A 17,938-nucleotide genomic window follows, 5' to 3' on the forward strand; every position below is an offset into this window, starting at 1 on the left:
CCGCACCCGCCATCCCGGCCACCCCGCCGTCCGGGAGGCGCAGCCGTACCGACTCCCGGCACCGGCCCGCCGCCACGCTGCGCTCAGCCTCCGCGTGCAACCGCTGCTGCGCCTCCGCCAGCCGCGTCTCGATGCCCCGCTTGACCACGGCGAGCCGGGCCGTGCGGGACTCCAGGTCGTGCCAGGCGGCCCGCGCGTCCACCTCGGCGAGCGCCAGGTGCTGCGCGGCGGTACGGGCCTGCTCCATCAGCCGGTTCACGGAGCGCGCCGCCTGCCCGGCGACCCGCTGCGCGGTCATCACCGCCTCCGGGTCCTCGGCCAGGAGCAGCCGCGCGGTCAGGGCCAGCGAGTTGCCACCGCGGTACTGCACCCGCGCCACCTCGCCGACCCGGTCGTACAGGACCGCCAGCTCCCGTCGCTTCCCGGTCAGCTTCTCCTGGAGCCGTACGGCGGTACGGCGCTGCGCGTCCGCCGCGCGCCGGCCCTGCTCGTACGCCTCGGTCGCCCGGCCCGCCTCCTCGAACAGCCGCGCCACCTCCGCCCCCACACCGAGGGGCCCGTCGGCCCGGTCGTGTCCGGTCGCGGGGGGCGGTGGGGGGAGCAGGACGCACAGCACCGCCACCGTCAGCGCGAGCAGCGGCCGCCGCGCGGGGTGAGGGACCGGGCCGTGACGGAGAACCATGCAGGGATGGTGACGCCGTCGGCGTCGCTTCCCGTGCACCCGGGCGTCGTCTACCGCCGACCGGCCTACGTCCGTACACCCCCTGGGGCACGCCCGTGCTCCCCCGGTCGGCGGCGTCCGCGTCGGGCCGAGCGGCGCCTCCCAGGCCACCGTCGTCCCGCCTCCGTCCGCGCCGATGCCCGGCAGGCCCCTCCCCCTCCAGGCCGTGCGTGGCCCGGGCCGCGGCCGGAGGGCATCTGTCATGCCCTTGAGCGCAGTAAGTCCGTTCCATTACGGAAAGTCGGGGCTCCGTTGATCAGCTCATCGCCCCGTCGGCTGTCCCACCCGCAGCCCCTCGGACTGTCCCTCCCGCAGCCCTTCCGTCGCCCGCTCGCGCTCCAGCATGCGTCGCAGCGGCCCTTCGACCGCGGCGAGTTCGGCGTACGGGCCGTGCTGCACGGTCCGGCCGTCCTCCAGGACGACGACCTCGTCGACCGCGTCGAGGCCCTTGAGCCGGTGGGTGATCAGCACGGTGGTGCGTCCCTCGGTCGCCCGCAGCAGGTCGTCGGTGAGCGCGTCGGCCGTGGTGAGGTCGAGGTGCTCGGCGGGCTCATCGAGGACCAGGACGGGGAAGTCGGCCAGCAGTGCCCGGGCGAGCGCCAGCCGCTGGCGCTGACCGCCCGACAACTGGGCGCCGTGCTCCCCCACGAGGGTGTCCAGGCCGTCGGGCAGCGCGTCGACCCAGTCCAGCAGCCGGGCCCGGTCCAGGGCGCGCCGCAGGTCGCCGTCGTCGGCACCGTGACGGGCCAGGCGGAGGTTCTCGCGGACCGTGCTGTCGAAGAGGTGCGCGTCCTGGGCACACAGTCCGACGGAGCGGCGTACCTCGTCACCGTCGAGCGCGGTCGCGTCCACGCCGCCGATCCGGTACGTGCCCGCGCGGGCGTCCAGGAAGCGCAGCAGCACCTGCGCCACGGTGGTCTTGCCGGAGCCGGACGCACCGACGACGGCGACCCGCCGGCCCGCCTCCAGCCGCAGCGTGAAGCCGGCGAGGGCGTCACGGTCCTGGCCGGGGTACCGGGCGGCGAGCCCGCGCACCTCCAGCGGGAACGGCCCCGCCGGTGGCGCCACCGGCCGCTGCGGCTCCTGTACGGGGACGGGCGCGTCGAGCACCTCGTACACCCGCTCGGCACTGCGCTTGACCCGCTGGCGGTACTGGACGGCCAGGGGGAGCCCGGCGACCGTCTCGAACGCCGCGAGCGGCGTGAGGACGACGACCGCGAGCGCCACGCCCTCGATCCGTCCGTCCCGTACCGCCTGCACCCCCACGAGCGCCGCAGCCGCGACCGTCAGGCCGGCGACCAGGGCCGACAGCCCGCCGCCGAGCGCGGTGGCCGTGGCCTGTCGCTCGGCGATGCGGGTGAGCAGGCGGTCGGCCTCGCGCACCCGCTCCGTACGGCTCCGCAGTGCCCCGGACACCGTGAGCTCGGCGCAGCCGCGCATCAGGTCGACGATCCTCACCGCCAGCACACCGCGCGCGGGGGCCAGGCGCCGCTCGGCCCGCCGCGCACAGGCACCGCTGAGCAGCGGCACGCCGACCCCCGCGGCCATCAGGCCCAGAGCCAGGACGAGACCGGCCTCGGGCAGCAGCCACGCGGTGAACCCGACGGCACCCGCGCCCACGAGCGCGGCGCTCCCGGCGGGCAGCAACCAGCGGAGCCAGTAGTCCTGGAGGGCGTCCACGTCGGCGACGAGCCGCGACAGCAGGTCACCGCGGCGCGCCGTGCGCAACCCGGCGGGAGCGACGCGCTCCAGCCTGCGGTACACGGCGACCCTGAGATCGGCGAGCATGCGCAGCACGGTGTCGTGCGACACCAGACGCTCGGCGTACCGGAACACGGCCCGCCCGATGCCGAACGCGCGGGTCGCCGTCACGGCCACCATCAGGTACAGCACGGGCGGCTTTTCGGAGGCCCGCGAGATCAGCCATCCGGACACGGCCATGAGTCCCACGGCCGAGCCCAGGGCCAAACTCCCCAGAGCGAGCGCCGCCCACAGCCGGCCCCGCCACTCCCCCGCCGTGTCGCGGACCCGGCGCAGCACTCCGCGGCCAGGCGCCCCTGCGCCGGGCCTGTCCGGGTGTCCCGAGGCTCCCGTGCCCGCGGCCGCAGGGACGCCGTCGTCGCCGCGTCCCGCGCCCGCGCCCTCCGCGGACGCGGCCTGCGCCGCGACCTCCGCGTCCATGCGGCCACCCCACGAGGGGCTACCCGCTCCACCCACGGCCCCGGCCCGGGCCGCGCTCCCGGCGGGGGGTCCGGCGGGGGAGACCCGCAACTCCACCACCCGGTCCGCCACCGCCAGCAGCGCCGGCCGGTGGACCACCAGCAGCACGGTCCGCCCGGCGGCGAGCCGCCGCACCGCGTCCACCACCCCAGCCTCGGTCTCGCCGTCCAGCGCCGCCGTCGGCTCGTCGAGCAGCAGCACCGGCCGGTCCGCGAGGAACGCCCGCGCGAGGGCGAGCCGCTGCCGCTGGCCCGCCGACAGGCCGGCGCCGTCCTCGCCCAGCACCGTTCCCGCCCCCGCCGGCAGGGCGTCGACGAACTCGGCCGCGCCCGCGTCGCGCAGCGCCCGCGCCACGGCCTCGTCGTCCGCGCCGGGCCGGGCCAGCCGCACGTTCTCCGCGATGGTCCCGGCGAAGAGGTACGGCCGCTGCGGGACCCAGGCGATGCGTTCGCGCCACCGGTCCAGGTCCAGCGACCGGAGGTCGGCACCGCCGACGAGGACCCGGCCCCCGTCGGCCACCGGCTCCACGAAGCCCAGCACCACATCCAGGAGGGTGGACTTGCCCACCCCGCTCGGCCCGACCAGCGCGACCGTCTCGCCCGGTTCGACGACCAGCGAGGCCGCGTCCAGCGACGGCTCCGTCCGCCCCGGGTGCCGCACGGTGACACGGTCCAGCTCGATGCGCACCGAGGCCGGCGCGACACCGGCGCCGGTGTCCCGTACCGGGGTCTCCAGTACGGCGAAGATCTCCTCCGCGGCCGACAGCCCCTCCGCCGCCGCGTGGTACTGCGCCCCCACCTGCCGGAGCGGCAGGTACGCCTCGGGCGCCAGGATCAGGATGACCAGCCCCGTGTAGAGGTCCAGGTCCCCGTGGACCAGCCGCATGCCGACGCCGACCGCCACCAGGGCGACCGACAGCGTCGACAGCAGCTCCAGCGCGAAGGACGACAGGAACGCGATCCGCAGCGTCCGCACCGTCGCCTGCCGGTACTCCGATGTGATCGCTCTGATCGACTCGGCCTGTGCCTTAGCCCGGCCGAACACCTTCAGAGTGGGCAGCCCGGCCACCACGTCCAGGAAGTGCCCGGACAGGCGCGACAGCAGCTTCCACTGCCGGTCCATGCGGGCCTGGGTGGCCCAGCCGATGAGCACCATGAAGATCGGGATCAGGGGCAGTGTCACCACGATGACGGCCGCCGACACCCAGTCCTCCGTGACGATCCGCGCCAGGACCGCCACCGGCACCACCACCGCCAGCCCCAGTTGCGGCAGGTACCGCGCGAAGTAGTCGTCGAGCGCGTCGACTCCTCGTGTGGCCAGCGCCACCAGCGACCCCACCCGCTGCCGGCCCAGCCACCCCGGCCCGAGGGCGGCCGAGCGCTCCAGCAACCGGCCGCGCAGCTCGGACTTGACCGCCGCGGCGGCCCGGTGGGCGGCGAGCTCGGTCAGCCAGGCGACCAGCCCCCGCCCCACCGAGACCGCCGCCAGCAGCGCCAGGGGCGCCGCAGAGCCGGAGACGTCACGTCCCTGCTGGAAGGCGCCGACCACCACCTCGGCGATGAGCATCGCCTGGACGACGACCAGCCCCGCGCCGAGCAGGCCGAGCACCACCACTCCGGCCAGGAACAGACGGGTGGCACGGGCGTACCGGAGCAGACGCGGGTCGATCGGTTTCACGTGAAACATTCCCCACTAGTGAGCGGCGTCGGCGATGTGCTGGGTGCCGATCCGCTTGCGGAACACCCAGTACGTCCAGCCCTGGTACAGCAGGACCAACGGCGTGGCGATGGCTGCGCACCAGCTCATGATCTTGAGCGTGTAGGGGCTGGAGGCGGAATTGGTGACCGTGAGACTCCAGTCCGGGTTCAGCGAGGACGGCATGACGTTCGGGAAGAGCGTCAGGAAGAGCATCGCGACGGCGGCCGCGATCGTGACGCCCGACAGCGCGAACGACCACCCCTCACGCCCCGCCTTGATGGCCCCGACCGCCCCGACCAGCGCCACCACGGCCACGGCCATCGCCACCAGGCTCGTACCGTCACCGCGCGAGAACTGCGTCCAGCTCAGGAAGCCGAGCGCCAGAGCGGCGGTGACCAGTCCCAGCGTGAGCGCGAGCTTCCGCGCCCGGACCCGGATGTCACCGACGGTCTTGAGCGCGGTGAAGACCGCGCCGTGGAAGGTGAACAGCGTCAGGGTGACCAGCCCGCCCAGCAGCGCGTACGGGTTGAGGAGGTCGAAGAGCGTTCCGACGTACTCCTTGGACGCGTCGATCTTCACGCCCCGCACGATGTTGCCGAAGGCGACGCCCCACAGGAAGGCGGGGATGAGCGAGGTCCAGAAGATCGCCTGCTCCCAGTTGTGCTGCCACCGCTCCTCGGGCCGCTTGGCGCGGTACTCGAAGGCGACACCGCGCACGATCAGGCAGACCAGGATGAGCAGCAGCGGAAGGTAGAAGCCGGAGAAGAGCGTGGCGTACCAGTCCGGGAAGGCGGCGAAGGTCGCGCCGCCGGCGGTCAGCAGCCAGACCTCGTTGCCGTCCCAGACGGGTCCGATGGTGTTGATGAGCACCCGCTTCTCGACCCGGTTCCGGGCGAGCAGCTTGGTCAGGACACCGACTCCGAAGTCGAATCCCTCCAGGAAGAAGTAGCCCGTCCACAGGACGGCGATGACGACGAACCAGACGTCGTGGAGTTCCATGCCTCAGCTCCCAGTCCTCGAGTGAAGGGCCATCAGTACGAGAAGGCCATCGGCCGGTCGGCCTCACGATCGGCGTCGCGGTCGTGGCCGCCGATCCTGGTGGGCGGGTTGAGGTCGGACTCGGTGAGCTCGGGCGGCCCGGCCTTGACGTACTTGACGAGGAGCTTGACCTCGATCACGGCGAGCACGGCGTAGAGCGCGGTGAAGACGATCAGCGAGATGAGCACCTCGGCCTGGGACACACCGGGGGAAACGGCGTCACGTGTCCGCAGCACCCCGTACACCACCCACGGCTGGCGGCCCATCTCGGTGAAGATCCAGCCCCACGAGTTGGCGATGAGCGGGAAGCCGAGCGTCCACAGGGCGCCCAGCCAGTACAGCTTGGTGAGCTTGGGGCTCAGGGGCTTGCGGAAGAGCACCAGGTTCGGCACCTCGTCGTCGCCCACCCGCAGCCGCTTCGGCAGCAGGAACCGCTTGCGGGTCAGCCACAGCCCGAGGAGCCCGAGCGAGAAGGACGCCATGCCGAAGCCGATCATCCACCGGAATCCCCAGTACGCGACGGGGATGTTGGGCCGGTAGTCGCCGGGGCCGTACTTCTCCTGGAGCGCCTCATTGGTGTCGTTGATGCCGGGGACGTACGACTCGAAGTCGCTGTGCGCGAGGAAGGACAGCAGGCCGGGTATCTCGACGGCGACCTTGTTGTGGCCCTTGTCGACGTCTCCGTACGCGAAGATCGAGAAGGGCGCGGGGCTCTCGCCGTCCCACAGCGCCTCGGCCGCGGCCATCTTCATCGGCTGCTGCTGGTACATGACCTTGCCGAGGAAGTCACCGCTGATCGCGGTCAGCATGCCGCCGACCACGACGGTGACCAGTCCGAGCCGCAGCGAGGTCTTCATGACCGGGACGTGCTTCGTGCGGGCCAGGTGGTACGCGGCGATGCCGACCATGAACGCCCCACCGGTGAGGAAGGCCGCGGACATGGTGTGGAAGACCTGGGTCACGGTGGTGTTCTGGCTGAGCACCGCCCAGAAGTCGGTCAGCTCCGCCCGCCCGGTGGCCGCGTTGATCCGGTAGCCGACCGGGTGCTGCATCCAGGAGTTCGCCGCCAGGATGAAGTACGCGGACAGGATGGTGCCGATCGAGACCATCCATATACAGGCCAGGTGGATCCTCTTCGGCAACTTGTCCCAGCCGAAGATCCACAGCCCGATGAACGTCGACTCGAAGAAGAAGGCGATGAGCGCCTCGAAGGCGAGCGGCGCGCCGAAGACGTCACCGACGAAGCGCGAGTAGTCGGACCAGTTCATGCCGAACTGGAACTCCTGCACGATGCCGGTGACCACACCCATCGCGATATTGATCAGGAACAGCTTTCCCCAGAACTTCGTCGCCTTGAGGTACTTCTCCTTCTCCGTCCGCACCCAAGCGGTCTGCAGACCGGCAGTGAGGGCGGCGAGGGAGATCGTCAGGGGAACGAAGAGGAAGTGGTAGACGGTAGTGATACCGAACTGCCACCGCGCCAGCGTCTCTGGCGCCAGAGCCAGGTCCACGACATCTTCTCCTTACGGCCGTGCAGGGTCGTCGTGCGCCCCCACCGCCCACCTGATTCCGGCGGATCCCGGGAGGAACCAGGCGAGCTTGTGAATGCGTTCACAATCACAAGCAATTATGACTCACACGAAATCCGTAGCGGTACCCGGGGGTACCTCTACCGGAAAACTTCAACATCTTGTTGAATCCAGCGGGTGCAGATACGTATCTCCTGGCCCGCCGGCCACACGACCGCGACCATCGAGGAAACCCCCACGAGCAAGGCGCTCGCAGGGGTCCTCCCGATCACCTCCACCGCCCGCAGCTGGGGCGAGGAGGTCTACTTCGACACACCCGTCTCCACCGCCCTGGAGGCGGACGCCCGCCAGGTGGTGGAACCCGGCACCGTCGCCTTCTGGACCGAGGGCGACGCGCTGGCCCTGCCGTACGGGCCCACCCCGGTCTCGCGGGGTGACGAATGCCGCCTCGCGAGCCGGTGCAACGTCCTGGGCCGGCTCGACGGGGACCCGCGCGTCCTCGCCACCGTCCGCGACGGCGACCCGGTGCGCGTCGAGCTGGTGACCGACTAGCGCGGCCCGCCCGTCAGAACTTCTCCTTGCGGTAGGACTCCGCCACCCGCAGGAAGATGTCGTTGGCCTCGCTCTCGCCGATCGTCACCCGCACGCCCTCACCGGCGAACGGCCGCACGACCACACCGGCCTCCTCGCAGGCCGCCGCGAAACCCGCGGTCGCCTCGCCCAGCCGCAGCCACACGAAGTTGGCGTGCGTCTCGGGCACCGTCCAGCCCTGGGCCACCAGCCCGTCGTAGACCCGCGTGCGCTCACACACCAAGGAGCCAACGCGCCCCAGCAGTGCGTCCTCGGCACGCAGCGAGGCCACCGCCGCGTCCTGCGCGAGCTGGCTCACGCAGAAGGGCAGCGCCGTCTTGCGCAGGGCCGCGGCGACCGGCTCGTGGGCGACGGCGAAACCCACCCGGAGCCCGGCCAGCCCGTACGCCTTGGAGAACGTCCGCAGGACGGCCACGTTCGGCCGGTTGCGGTAGATCTCGATCCCGTCCGGCACCTCGGAGTCCCGGATGAACTCGCGGTACGCCTCGTCCAGCACCACCAGCACATCGGACGGAACCCGGTCCAGGAACCGCTCCAGCTCGGCCCGGCGCACCACCGTGCCCGTGGGGTTGTTGGGGTTGCAGATGAAAATCAGCCGCGTCCGGTCGGTGATCGCATCCGCCATCGCGTCCAGGTCGTGCACATCACCCTCGGTCAGCGGGACCTGCACCGGAGTGGCACCGCTGATCTGCGCGATGATCGGGTACGCCTCGAAGGACCGCCAGGCGTACAGCACCTCGTCGCCCGGACCGGCGGTGCTCTGGACGAGCTGCTGCGCCACGCCCACCGAGCCGGTGCCCGTGGCCAGGTGCGTCACCGGTACCCCGAAGCGCTCGGAGATCTCGGCCATCAGCCCGGTGCAGGCCGCATCGGGGTAGCGGTTGAAAGCGCCCGCGGCGGCCATCGCCGACTCCAGCACGCCGGGCAGCGGCGGGTAGGGGTTCTCGTTGGAGGACAGCTTGTAGGCGACCGGCTTGCCCTCACCGGCGCTCGCGGCGGGCTTGCCCGGCTTGTACGTGGGAATGCCGTCCAGCGCGGCCCGCAGCTTCGGGCCCGTGCCGCTCGCGCCGCTCTTCCCGCTCGTCTCGCTCACTGTGGTCCTCCTCGACCGTGCGTACCACCAATACTTCTCACCCTATGAGGATTCGGCCGCTGTGCGAATGGCTTCAGGACGACGAATGCCGCACGCCCGCCGCCGGGCGGCAGGACAGGGGGAGCGCTCCCGGGACGGCGCGCGCCGGTGGCTCACGCCGTGGCGCGCATCCCCCGTAGAGGTGAGTTGAGCCCTCACCGAGACCTCGGCCATGTGGCCGGACCGTACGCACCCACATCTGGCCGTGCCAAGAGAAAAGGCCCAACTGCCTTGCAAAACAAGGCAATTGCGGGGAGCCGACCATGCAGAATCGTGCCTGTCAACGAGTGAATATGCGACCGGCTCAACCGCCCGCCATCGCCCTACTATCGGCTCGCCATGACAGCAGCAGGGAAGCACCAGGTGAGCCGGGCACAGACCCGGGGAAGCCGGCAGGGTCGAGCGGGCATCCGGGACGTGGCCGCCGCAGCCGGGGTCTCCATCACGACTGTCTCCGACGCGCTCAACGGCAAGGGCCGGCTCCCGGACGCCACCCGCCGCCATGTCCGCGAGGTCGCCGACCGGCTGGGCTACCGCCCGTCGGCCGCGGCCCGCACGCTCCGTACCGGCAAGTCCGGCCTCATCGGCCTGACGGTGACGACCTACGGGGATGAACCTTTCACCTTCACCGAATTCGCCTATTTCGCCGAGATGGCCCGGGCCGCCACCTCCGCCGCGCTCGCCCGCGGCTACGCCCTGGTCATCCTGCCCGCCACCTCACGCCACGACGTCTGGTCGAACGTCGCCCTCGACGGCACCGTCGTCATCGACCCCTCCGACCACGACCCGGTGGTCACGGAGCTCGTCCGCCAAGGGCTGCCCGTCGTCTCCGACGGCCGCCCCGCCGGAACGGTTCCGGTCACCGCCTGGGTCGACAACGACCACGAGGCCGCCGTACTCGATCTGCTCGACCACCTCGCAGCCGCCGGCGCCCGCCGGATCGGCCTGCTCACCGGCACCAGCACCGACACCTACACGCGGCTCTCCACCAGCGCGTACCTCAGCTGGTGCGAGCGCGTGGGCCAGGACCCGGTGTACGAGGCCTACCCGGCCCACGACCCGTGCGCCGGGGCCGTCGCCGCCGACCGGCTGCTCGCACGCCCGGACCGCCCGGACGCCGTCTACGGTCTCTTCGACCCCAACGGCACCGACCTGCTCGCCGCGGCACGGCGCTACGGCCTGCGCGTCCCCGACGACCTGCTGCTCGTGTGCTGCAGCGAATCCACGGTGTACGCCGCCACCGAGCCGCCCATCACCACGCTGTCCCTCAAACCGCGCCGGATCGGCACCGCGGTCGTCCAGCTGCTCATCGACGCCATCGAGGGCATCGACGCCGACCGGCCGGTCGAGCAGGTGATACCGACGGAGCTCATCGTCCGGACGTCCTCCCAGCGACGCTCCACCCGTACGACCGTCAGTCCTCCCAGGTCGCCGTCCCAGGAGTGACTCCGGTCGCGGAACGGAGCGGACCCGCTCACGGGTCGGCGACACGTCAGCGACAGGCCCGGGCAGGGACAGGGGCAAGGACAGGACAGACCTCCCCAATCGGGACGAAACGGCCGGTGAGCCCGGGGCGCACCCGGATTCACCACCCCTGGTGCGTCACACAGCTCGGGCCTCATTCCTATGATGGGCGGACGACACCGCGGACCGCCCCGACCAGGCCGGTCTGCCAGGTGTAGGGCGTCGCGACGGTGGTGGAGGGGTCGATGACTCAGGGGGCCGGTCAAGGACCCGTGGTGCGGACGGCGACGTTGCGTGACTTCCGCGTACCGCCGTACGCCCAGGTACCGGTGCAGGACCACGCCGCACACCCCGGGAACGCCTTCCCTGAAGGCGAGTTCCCCGAGGGCTACACGCCGACGGAGCGGGACCTCCCGGTGATCAACCGTGGCGACACCGTGCAGGTGACCGTCGACCCGCCGGAGGCCCCCGCCCCGGCGCCCGTCACCGCCCCCGATCCGCATGCCGGCCCCGGCCCGCTGTACGTGGTCGGCGACGTCCACGGCTACCTCGACGAGCTGGTCGCCGCACTGCGCGAGCAGGGCCTCATCGACGCCGAAGGACGCTGGGCCGCGGGCAACGCCCGGCTCTGGTTCCTCGGCGACTTCACCGACCGCGGCCCCGACGGCATCGGCGTCATCGACCTCGTCATGCGGCTGTCCGCCGAGGCCGCGGCTGCGGGCGGCTACTGCAAGGCGCTCATGGGCAACCACGAGCTGCTGCTGATCGGCGCGAAGCGGTTCGGCGACACCCCCGTCAACTCCGGTGCCGGCACGGCCACTTTCCAGGCGGCCTGGCTGCTCAACGGCGGCCAGAAGAGCGACATGGACCGTCTCCAGGACGTTCACCTCCAGTGGATGTCCCGGCTGGACGCGGTGGTCGAGGAGGACGGGCACCTGCTGCTCCACTCCGACACCACCGCCTACCTGGAGTACGGCTCCACCGTCGAGGACGTCAACGACACCGTCCACGAGATCCTCACCCGCAACGACGCCGACGAGTGCTGGGACCTGTTCCGCAAGCTCACCAAACGCTTCGCCTTCCGCGACGAGGGCGGTCCCACGGCCGTACGGGAACTGCTCGACGCCTACGGCGGGGAACGCGTCGTGCACGGCCACAGCCCCATCCCCTACCTCCTGGGCGAGGTGGGCTCCGAGGACGGCGAGGACAGCGCCGGCCCCTCGGTCGCCGGTCCGCACGTGTACGCCGACGGCCTCGCCATCGCCATGGACGGCGGTGTGACCATGGCCGGAAAGCTGCTGGTCGTTCAACTCCCGCTCTCTCCCTGAGACATCACGCAGCGGAGCCGAGACAGGCGATTTCCGGAATTCCTCTGTCACCCTTTGCCGTAACCGCTCTACCATCGGCTTATCCGTAGCAGGCTCTCCTCCGTTTCCGCCCGACTGCCCGTTCTACGCGGGCAAACAGGCCCTACGGAGCATCGGGGGATGCACATGAAAAGCGCTCCGCACCTGCTGACCGAGGACCGCTCCGAGTACGAGCGCCTCCTCGACGAGGCACTGCGCAACGCGCACGAACGTCCGGAACTCGACGCGATCGGCAAACGGCTCAACGCCGAACAACTGCGCACCATGGCCCTGAACGCGACGGCACTGATCACCCAGGCCGCCGCGACCGAGTACGACCACTTCGTGCAGGTGCGCGAGGAAGCGCGTACGCCCGCACCCGCCTCCACCATCGGCTCCATGCTGTCCGGCGACGACGACTCGGCGGCCGGCCCGGGCGCCGGGCTCGGTGTCGTCGTCACCGTCCTGGCCCCGGTGCTCGCCGGTACCGCCGCGGTCATCTTCCTGCTGGTCGGCTATCTGCTGATGGCCCTCGACCCGGCGCCGTCCTTCGCCGAGCCGCTCCTGACGGCCGGCTGGTTCTTCGCCGCGGTCACGGCGCTGGGGATCCTGGTCGCCGCCGTCGGCCTGCTGGTCACGGCCCTGCGCAACAGCTCCACGCAGGTGCCCGCGCACGAACCGGGCGACGACCTGCCCGACGAAGTCGCCCGCGCGCGAGAGGCATGGCGCCATGCCCTGCTGGAGCGGGGCATCATGCCGTTCCTGCGGGACGCCCTGGCCGACCCGAGCGCCGACCCCGCCTCCGGAGCCCCTCCGCGCAGGGTCGGGCAATTGCCGAAGGTCGGTTACAGCGGCCCCGACTTCTCCAGTCCCAGCGAGGGCGGCACGGCGCCGCGACCCACGTTCACCAGCCCGGACTTCACCAGTCCGGACTTCGGCGGCCCGGAGCACCAGCCGGACTGACCGGTGCATGGGCTCTGTTTCACGTGAAACATCCGTTCGAGGGCCTGGCGCCGCGTCCACGCGGCCGGGGTCAGTCCGCCAACGGCAGATAGACCCGGTTCCCCGCAGCGGCGAACTCGGCGGACTTCTCCGCCATCCCCGCCTCGATTTCGTCCTGCTTCAGATCGCCGCCGTGCTCCCGCCGGATGTCCTGCGAGATCTTCATCCGTCAAAGGATCAGTCCGCAGAACGACGAAGGCTGACCGACGACTCCCCCCGGAATGCCGTCGGTCAGCCTCGTTTGCGCAGGTCAGTCAGCCAGCGGAAGGTAGACGCGGTTGCCAGCGGCCGCGAACTCCTTCGACTTCTCCAGCATCCCGGCCTCGATCTCCTCCGGGGTGGCGTCCGCCTCACCGCCGAACTGCTCTGTGATGCTTCTGCTGATCTTCATCGACTGAAGGATGGTCCGTAGATCGGCAGACATTGGTTCGCTCTCCCAATCCGTAAAAAATGGGAAACCCCCTGGTCACCGACTACGCGCGCCACTAGCGTCGGACTCTCTTCCACACCGTCATCGGGGGACTCATGCACGCCCGCACGACACAGTTGGCGACGTCAGCCGTAGCAGCTGTCATCGGTCTGTTCCTCATGTCGGGCTGTGCCCCAGCGCAGGAGCCGAAGGCCGCTGCTGGAGCGTCGTCCTCCACCCCGCCGGCCAAGTCCCTCGTGACACCCCTGACGATGGCCCAGCTCAAGACCCTCGCCTTCAAGAGCGGAGAAGTTCCGCAAGCCCACGAGCCCATCGAGGTACGCGAACCGATGCCGGAGGGCAGCGGGCGCACGTTCCCGCCCATATCCGACCCCTCCTGCCAGCCCCTCATCGACGCCCGTTCGGGCGAGGGTTCATTCGCTCACGTCTTCCAGACCTTCAACTGGAAGGAGAACATCATGGGCGGCGGCTCGACACTTGCCTCCTACGAGGGTGACCAGGCCGAACAGCGCTTCGCAGAACTCAAGCGGGCCCTCGCCACCTGCCGGTCCTACGAGGGCGAAGGCTGGGTCGGGAAGTTCAAAGCGACGGTGAAGACGGAGGCACCACCGCAGGTCGGCGACGAGGCAGTTGCCTTCCGGGAGGTCATGCCTGCGGTGGAGATGCCCGGAGACCGCAACGAACAGTTCATCGTGGTACGTACGGGGAACACGATCGCCACGTTCTCCGAGCTCTCGGTAGGCACACCCCTGTCGTTTCCCGCCGAGCTGGTCAGTCGACAGGTGGAACGGCTGCGGAACGCCCAGCGAACCTGATCACAAGCGAACGACCGGCCGACGACGCCCCCGTAGCCGTCGGCCGGTTGCCTGCCATCCGCTGATCAGTCCGCGAGCGGAAGGTAGACGCGGTTACCGGAAGCCGCGAACTCCTTGGACTTCTCCAGCATCCCGGCCTCGATCTCCTTCGGGGTGGCGTCCGCCTCGCCGCCGAACTGCTCTGTGATGCTTCTACTGATCTTCATCGAGCAGAACTTCGGGCCGCACATGGAGCAGAAGTGGGCGGTCTTGGCCGGCTCGGCAGGCAGCGTCTCGTCGTGGAACTCCCGCGCGGTGTCCGGGTCGAGGGCCAGGTTGAACTGGTCCTCCCAGCGGAACTCGAAGCGGGCGTCCGACAGGGCGTCGTCCCACTCCTGCGCCCCGGGGTGCCCCTTGGCAAGGTCCGCCGCGTGGGCAGCGATCTTGTACGTGATGACACCGGTCTTCACGTCGTCGCGGTTGGGCAGTCCCAGGTGCTCCTTGGGCGTCACGTAGCAGAGCATCGCGGTGCCCCACCAGGCGATCATCGCGGCGCCGATGCCCGACGTGATGTGGTCGTACGCCGGAGCGACATCGGTGGTCAGCGGGCCGAGCGTGTAGAACGGCGCCTCCTCGCAGATCTCCTGCTGGAGGTCGATGTTCTCCTTGATCTTGTGCATCGGGACATGGCCCGGGCCCTCGATCATCGTCTGGACGTTGTACCGCTTGGCGATCCGGTTGAGCTCGCCCAGCGTGCGCAGTTCGGCGAACTGGGCCTCGTCGTTGGCGTCGGCGATCGAGCCGGGCCGCAGGCCGTCGCCGAGCGAGTACGTCACGTCGTACGCGGCGAGGATCTCGCAGAGCTCCTCGAAGTTCTCGTACAGGAACGACTCCTTGTGGTGCGCCAGGCACCACGCTGCCATGATCGAGCCGCCGCGGGAGACGATGCCGGTCTTGCGGCGCGCGGTCAGCGGCACGTACCGCAGCAGGACTCCGGCGTGGACCGTCATGTAGTCGACGCCCTGCTCGGCCTGCTCGATGACCGTGTCCTTGTAGATCTCCCAGCTCAGTTCCTCGGCCTTGCCGTCGACCTTCTCCAGAGCCTGGTAGAGCGGCACGGTACCGATCGGCACGGGGGAGTTGCGCAGCACCCACTCGCGGGTGGTGTGGATGTTCCGGCCGGTGGAGAGGTCCATGACCGTGTCGGCACCCCAGCGGGTCGCCCAGGTCATCTTCTCCACCTCCTCCTCGATGGAGGAAGTGACGGCGGAGTTGCCGATGTTGGCGTTGACCTTCACCAGGAACCGCTTGCCGATGATCATCGGCTCGATCTCCGGGTGGTTGACGTTGGCCGGCAGCACCGCGCGCCCGGCCGCGATCTCCTCACGCACCACCTCCGGGGAGACGTTCTCGCGGAGCGCGACGTACTCCATCTCCGGCGTGATCTCGCCCCGGCGGGCGTACGCGAGCTGCGTCACCGCCTGCCCGTCACGGCCCCGGCGCGGCTGGCGCGGGCGGCCCGGGAAGACGGCGTCGAGGTTGCGCAGCCCGCCGCGCGGCGAGGTGTGCTTGATCCCGTCGTCCTCCGGGCGGACCGGGCGGCCGGCGTACTCCTCGGTGTCGCCGCGCCCGATGATCCAGTTCTCCCGCAACGGCGGCAGGCCGCGGCGCACATCGGTCTCGACGTGCGGATCGGTGTAGGGCCCTGACGTGTCGTACAGCGTCACGTCCTTGCCGTTGGTGAGGTGCACCTTGCGGACCGGCACGCGAAGGTCGGGGCGCGAACCCTCGATGTACCCCTTGTGCCATCCGACGGACTTCCCGGCCTCGTCGTTCTGATCCGAGGCAGGCGTGCGTGCGTCCTGAACGGTCATTGTGACCTACTCCCTACGCCGGCATTACCCGGTAACAGGTTCGGCGGTCGACGCAGCCGTTTCCGTACTCTTCGTACGGATATCAGCGCCCTCTCAGCCCGGTGCTCCGAGCTCCCGCGTGTGCAAAGGTGTCACCACGCTAGCGCCCTCCCGGCCACGCTGAACAGAGGGCCCCCTCGGTTCTTGCGATGATCGGTCGGTGACTTCCACGCACGAGACACCCGAGCCGGACCGGCATGCGCACGGTCATACGCACAGCCATGGCCCTGCCGCGCCCGTCTCCAAGCATCTGCGCAAGGTCATCGCTGCTGTCCTCATTCCCTTCGCCACGGCGGTGGTCGTGGGTCTCGCCGTGCTGTGGCCAGGGGGTGCGCCGGCACATGAACGCACCGGTGTCGGTTTCGACCGGCAGACCGAACAGGGCACGGTCGTCCGCGTCGAGCGGGTCGACTGCAAGGACGTGAACGCCGCCCAGGTCCCGCCCACCGGGGACACGACGACACCGGAGGGCCGGGAGGCGGTCAACGCGCAGCAGGGGCAGTGCGCGAAGGCGACGGTCGAGGTCACCACGGGCAAGGACCAGGGCCGCCGGTTCGTCGAGGTCGTACAGCCCGACTCGCCACGCCAACTCGACGAAGGGCAGGGCGTGGTGGTGGCCTACGCGCCCGACGCGCCCCGCGACCTCCAGTACTCGGTCACCGACGTCGACCGCAGGGTCCCGATCGCGGTGCTCGCCGGGATCTTCGCACTGGCGGTGGTGGCCGTCGGCCGGATGCGCGGTGTGATGGCGCTGATCGCCCTGGCGGCGAGCTTCATCGTGCTGACGGTCTTCATCCTCCCGGCCATTCTCCAGGGTTCGAATCCGCTGGTCGTGGCGGTGGTCGGGGCGAGCGCGATCATGCTGATGGCGCTGTACCTGTGCCACGGGCTCACCGCCCGCACCTCGGTCGCCGTGCTGGGCACCCTCATCTCACTGCTGCTGATCGGGCTGCTGGGTTCGGTCTTCATCGAATGGGCGTCCCTCACCGGCAACACCGACGACTACACCGGTCTGATCCACGGCCTCTACCCGGACATCGACATGTCGGGTCTGCTGCTCGCCGGCATCATCATCGGTTCCCTCGGTGTACTCGACGACGTGACCGTGACCCAGACGTCCGCGGTGTGGGAACTGCACCAGGCCGACCCGAAGATGGGTCCCCGCGCCCTGTACCGCGCCGGTATCCGTATCGGACGTGACCACATCGCCTCCGTGGTCAACACGCTGGTCCTGGCGTATGCGGGTGCGTCGCTGCCCCTGCTGCTGCTCTTCTCGATCGCGGAGAGCAGTGTGGGGACGGTCGCCAACAGCGAGTTGGTGGCACAGGAGATCGTACGGACCCTCGTCGGCTCCATCGGGCTGGTGGCCTCCGTGCCGGTCACGACGGCTCTGGCCGCCCTGGTGGTCTCGGCCGACCGGCCGGACGACAGCGACCGCCCGGGGCCCGCGGCCGCCGCGGCCCCGGCGGGACGCAGCGGACGCGGCGGACGGGGCCGTCGTCGCAAGCAGTGATCTCAGCCGGCGTTCTCCTCGGCGAGGATCCGGCCGAGCGCCTCCTCCAGGTGCTGCTCGAAGTCACCGAGGGTGAGCTCCTGGCCCAGGGGCACCAGCTTGTCGGTCCGGTCGAGGAACGCCACCAGGGGCGGCACGCCCGCCCGGAACAGCGCCCGGTCGCTGCCGACCTGCAACCGGATGCTGACGTCCGACAGATCCTCGGACCCGGTCGGCGCGATGTGCACGTCGCCGTCACCGGTCGGCGCGTTGATCCCGTCCAGGAGCAGCTCCCGCCCGAACGTCCAGGTCACCGGTGCGTCACCGGGCAGATGGAAGGTCATCCGGACCGCGAAGGGGTCCGTCGTGTCGTACCCGAGCTCGACCGGGATCCTGAAGGCCAGCTCCTCGGATACGACGAAGCTCATCAGGACCTCGGCCTGAACCGACTCGTGCATCATGTACCCCGCAGTGGATGAAGCAGTGATGAACAGCAATGTGATGAAGGCCGGAGCCGATAACGGCAAGTAATGATCTCTACCCGCCCTCTTAGTTCGATCGTCATCGT

General features: G+C 70.4%; 13 protein-coding genes, 1 pseudogene and 1 riboswitch. Of the genes and pseudogenes, 6 read left to right on the top strand and 8 right to left on the bottom strand.

Going from position 1 to position 17,938, the window contains the following annotated elements; translation table 11 throughout:
* Positions 1-982 precede the first annotated feature (982 nt).
* From cydD to IH00_RS0110050, 3 genes are read right to left on the bottom strand one after another with little or no spacing between them, the layout of a single operon-like run.
* Positions 983-4,618, bottom strand: a complete 3,636-nt coding sequence (gene cydD, locus IH00_RS0110040; RefSeq protein ID WP_031071827.1) for a thiol reductant ABC exporter subunit CydD — start codon at positions 4,616-4,618, stop codon at positions 983-985.
* 15 nt (positions 4,619-4,633) lie between these two features.
* Entirely contained in the window at positions 4,634-5,638 is a 1,005-nt protein-coding gene (gene cydB / locus IH00_RS0110045) for a cytochrome d ubiquinol oxidase subunit II (RefSeq protein WP_031071828.1), read from the bottom strand.
* 32 nt (positions 5,639-5,670) lie between these two features.
* Entirely contained in the window at positions 5,671-7,188 is a 1,518-nt protein-coding gene (locus tag IH00_RS0110050) for a cytochrome ubiquinol oxidase subunit I (RefSeq protein ID WP_031071830.1), read from the bottom strand.
* Between the two features lie 195 nt (positions 7,189-7,383).
* On the opposite strand from IH00_RS0110050, the gene IH00_RS0110055 reads away from it, so the two are divergent.
* Positions 7,384-7,758: a cyclophilin-like fold protein gene (locus IH00_RS0110055; RefSeq protein ID WP_031071832.1), complete on the top strand. Its 375-nt coding sequence runs from the start codon at positions 7,384-7,386 to the stop codon at positions 7,756-7,758.
* Positions 7,759-7,771: 13 nt separating this feature from the next.
* Here the strand turns inward: IH00_RS0110055 and hisC are convergent, their stop codons facing one another.
* Entirely contained in the window at positions 7,772-8,890 is a 1,119-nt protein-coding gene (hisC, locus tag IH00_RS0110060; RefSeq protein ID WP_031071834.1) for a histidinol-phosphate transaminase, read from the bottom strand.
* A 378-nt stretch (positions 8,891-9,268) separates the two neighbouring features.
* Here hisC and IH00_RS0110065 point away from each other — a divergent pair, with 378 nt between their 5' ends.
* The 3 genes from IH00_RS0110065 to IH00_RS0110075 all read left to right on the top strand — a co-directional run bounded on the left by IH00_RS0110065 (position 9,269) and on the right by IH00_RS0110075 (position 12,702).
* Positions 9,269-10,375 (top strand): LacI family DNA-binding transcriptional regulator, encoded by a 1,107-nt coding sequence (locus IH00_RS0110065; RefSeq protein WP_031071837.1) that lies wholly within the window; start codon positions 9,269-9,271, stop codon positions 10,373-10,375.
* A gap of 248 nt (positions 10,376-10,623) precedes the next feature.
* Entirely contained in the window at positions 10,624-11,721 is a 1,098-nt protein-coding gene (locus tag IH00_RS0110070; protein WP_267882555.1) for a metallophosphoesterase, read from the top strand.
* Positions 11,722-11,880: 159 nt separating this feature from the next.
* Positions 11,881-12,702: a membrane protein gene (locus IH00_RS0110075; RefSeq protein ID WP_031071841.1), complete on the top strand. Its 822-nt coding sequence runs from the start codon at positions 11,881-11,883 to the stop codon at positions 12,700-12,702.
* Between the two features lie 70 nt (positions 12,703-12,772).
* Here the strand turns inward: IH00_RS0110075 and IH00_RS45040 are convergent.
* Positions 12,773-12,907: pseudogene (locus IH00_RS45040) on the bottom strand (hypothetical protein); the annotation flags it as partial.
* An 84-nt stretch (positions 12,908-12,991) separates the two neighbouring features.
* Positions 12,992-13,132 carry a hypothetical protein gene (locus tag IH00_RS43320; protein WP_199819740.1) on the bottom strand — a complete coding sequence of 47 codons (141 nt, stop codon included), beginning with the start codon at positions 13,130-13,132 and terminating at the stop codon, positions 12,992-12,994.
* Between the two features lie 290 nt (positions 13,133-13,422).
* Here IH00_RS43320 and IH00_RS40050 point away from each other — a divergent pair, with 290 nt between their 5' ends.
* Positions 13,423-13,986 (top strand): hypothetical protein, encoded by a 564-nt coding sequence (locus IH00_RS40050; protein ID WP_234334810.1) that lies wholly within the window; start codon positions 13,423-13,425, stop codon positions 13,984-13,986.
* A 65-nt stretch (positions 13,987-14,051) separates the two neighbouring features.
* Here the strand turns inward: IH00_RS40050 and thiC are convergent, their stop codons facing one another.
* Complete coding sequence (gene thiC, locus IH00_RS0110095; RefSeq protein ID WP_031071847.1) at positions 14,052-15,839, bottom strand: phosphomethylpyrimidine synthase ThiC; 1,788 nt, start codon at positions 15,837-15,839, stop codon at positions 14,052-14,054.
* A riboswitch (TPP riboswitch) is annotated at positions 15,833-15,967 on the bottom strand. (Overlaps the previous gene by 7 nt.)
* 71 nt (positions 15,968-16,038) lie before the next feature.
* On the opposite strand from thiC, the gene IH00_RS0110100 reads away from it, so the two are divergent.
* Entirely contained in the window at positions 16,039-17,391 is a 1,353-nt protein-coding gene (locus IH00_RS0110100; protein WP_031071849.1) for a YibE/F family protein, read from the top strand.
* A 2-nt stretch (positions 17,392-17,393) separates the two neighbouring features.
* On the opposite strand, the gene IH00_RS0110105 is transcribed toward IH00_RS0110100, so the two are convergent.
* The gene (locus IH00_RS0110105; RefSeq protein WP_031071851.1) at positions 17,394-17,828 is read right to left on the bottom strand and encodes an SsgA family sporulation/cell division regulator; all 435 of its coding nucleotides are present in this window, start codon (positions 17,826-17,828) and stop codon (positions 17,394-17,396) included.
* Between the last annotated feature and the right edge of the window lie 110 nt (positions 17,829-17,938).

The organism is Streptomyces sp. NRRL S-118 (genome assembly GCF_000716335.1).
In the GTDB taxonomy this organism is placed as follows: Bacteria; Actinomycetota; Actinomycetes; order Streptomycetales; family Streptomycetaceae; genus Streptomyces.

Bases quoted from the DNA above. Each gene is read 5' to 3' on its own strand.
- cydB (WP_031071828.1), bottom strand. From the start codon at position 5,638: ATGGAACTCCACGACGTCTGGTTCGTCGTCATCGCCGTCCTGTGGACG.
- IH00_RS0110065 (WP_031071837.1), top strand. From the start codon at position 9,269: ATGACAGCAGCAGGGAAGCACCAGGTGAGCCGGGCACAGACCCGGGGA.
- IH00_RS0110075 (WP_031071841.1), top strand. From the start codon at position 11,881: ATGCACATGAAAAGCGCTCCGCACCTGCTGACCGAGGACCGCTCCGAG.
- IH00_RS43320 (WP_199819740.1), bottom strand. From the start codon at position 13,132: ATGAAGATCAGCAGAAGCATCACAGAGCAGTTCGGCGGTGAGGCGGAC.
- IH00_RS40050 (WP_234334810.1), top strand. From the start codon at position 13,423: ATGGCCCAGCTCAAGACCCTCGCCTTCAAGAGCGGAGAAGTTCCGCAA.
- thiC (WP_031071847.1), bottom strand. From the start codon at position 15,839: ATGACCGTTCAGGACGCACGCACGCCTGCCTCGGATCAGAACGACGAG.
- IH00_RS0110105 (WP_031071851.1), bottom strand. From the start codon at position 17,828: ATGCACGAGTCGGTTCAGGCCGAGGTCCTGATGAGCTTCGTCGTATCC.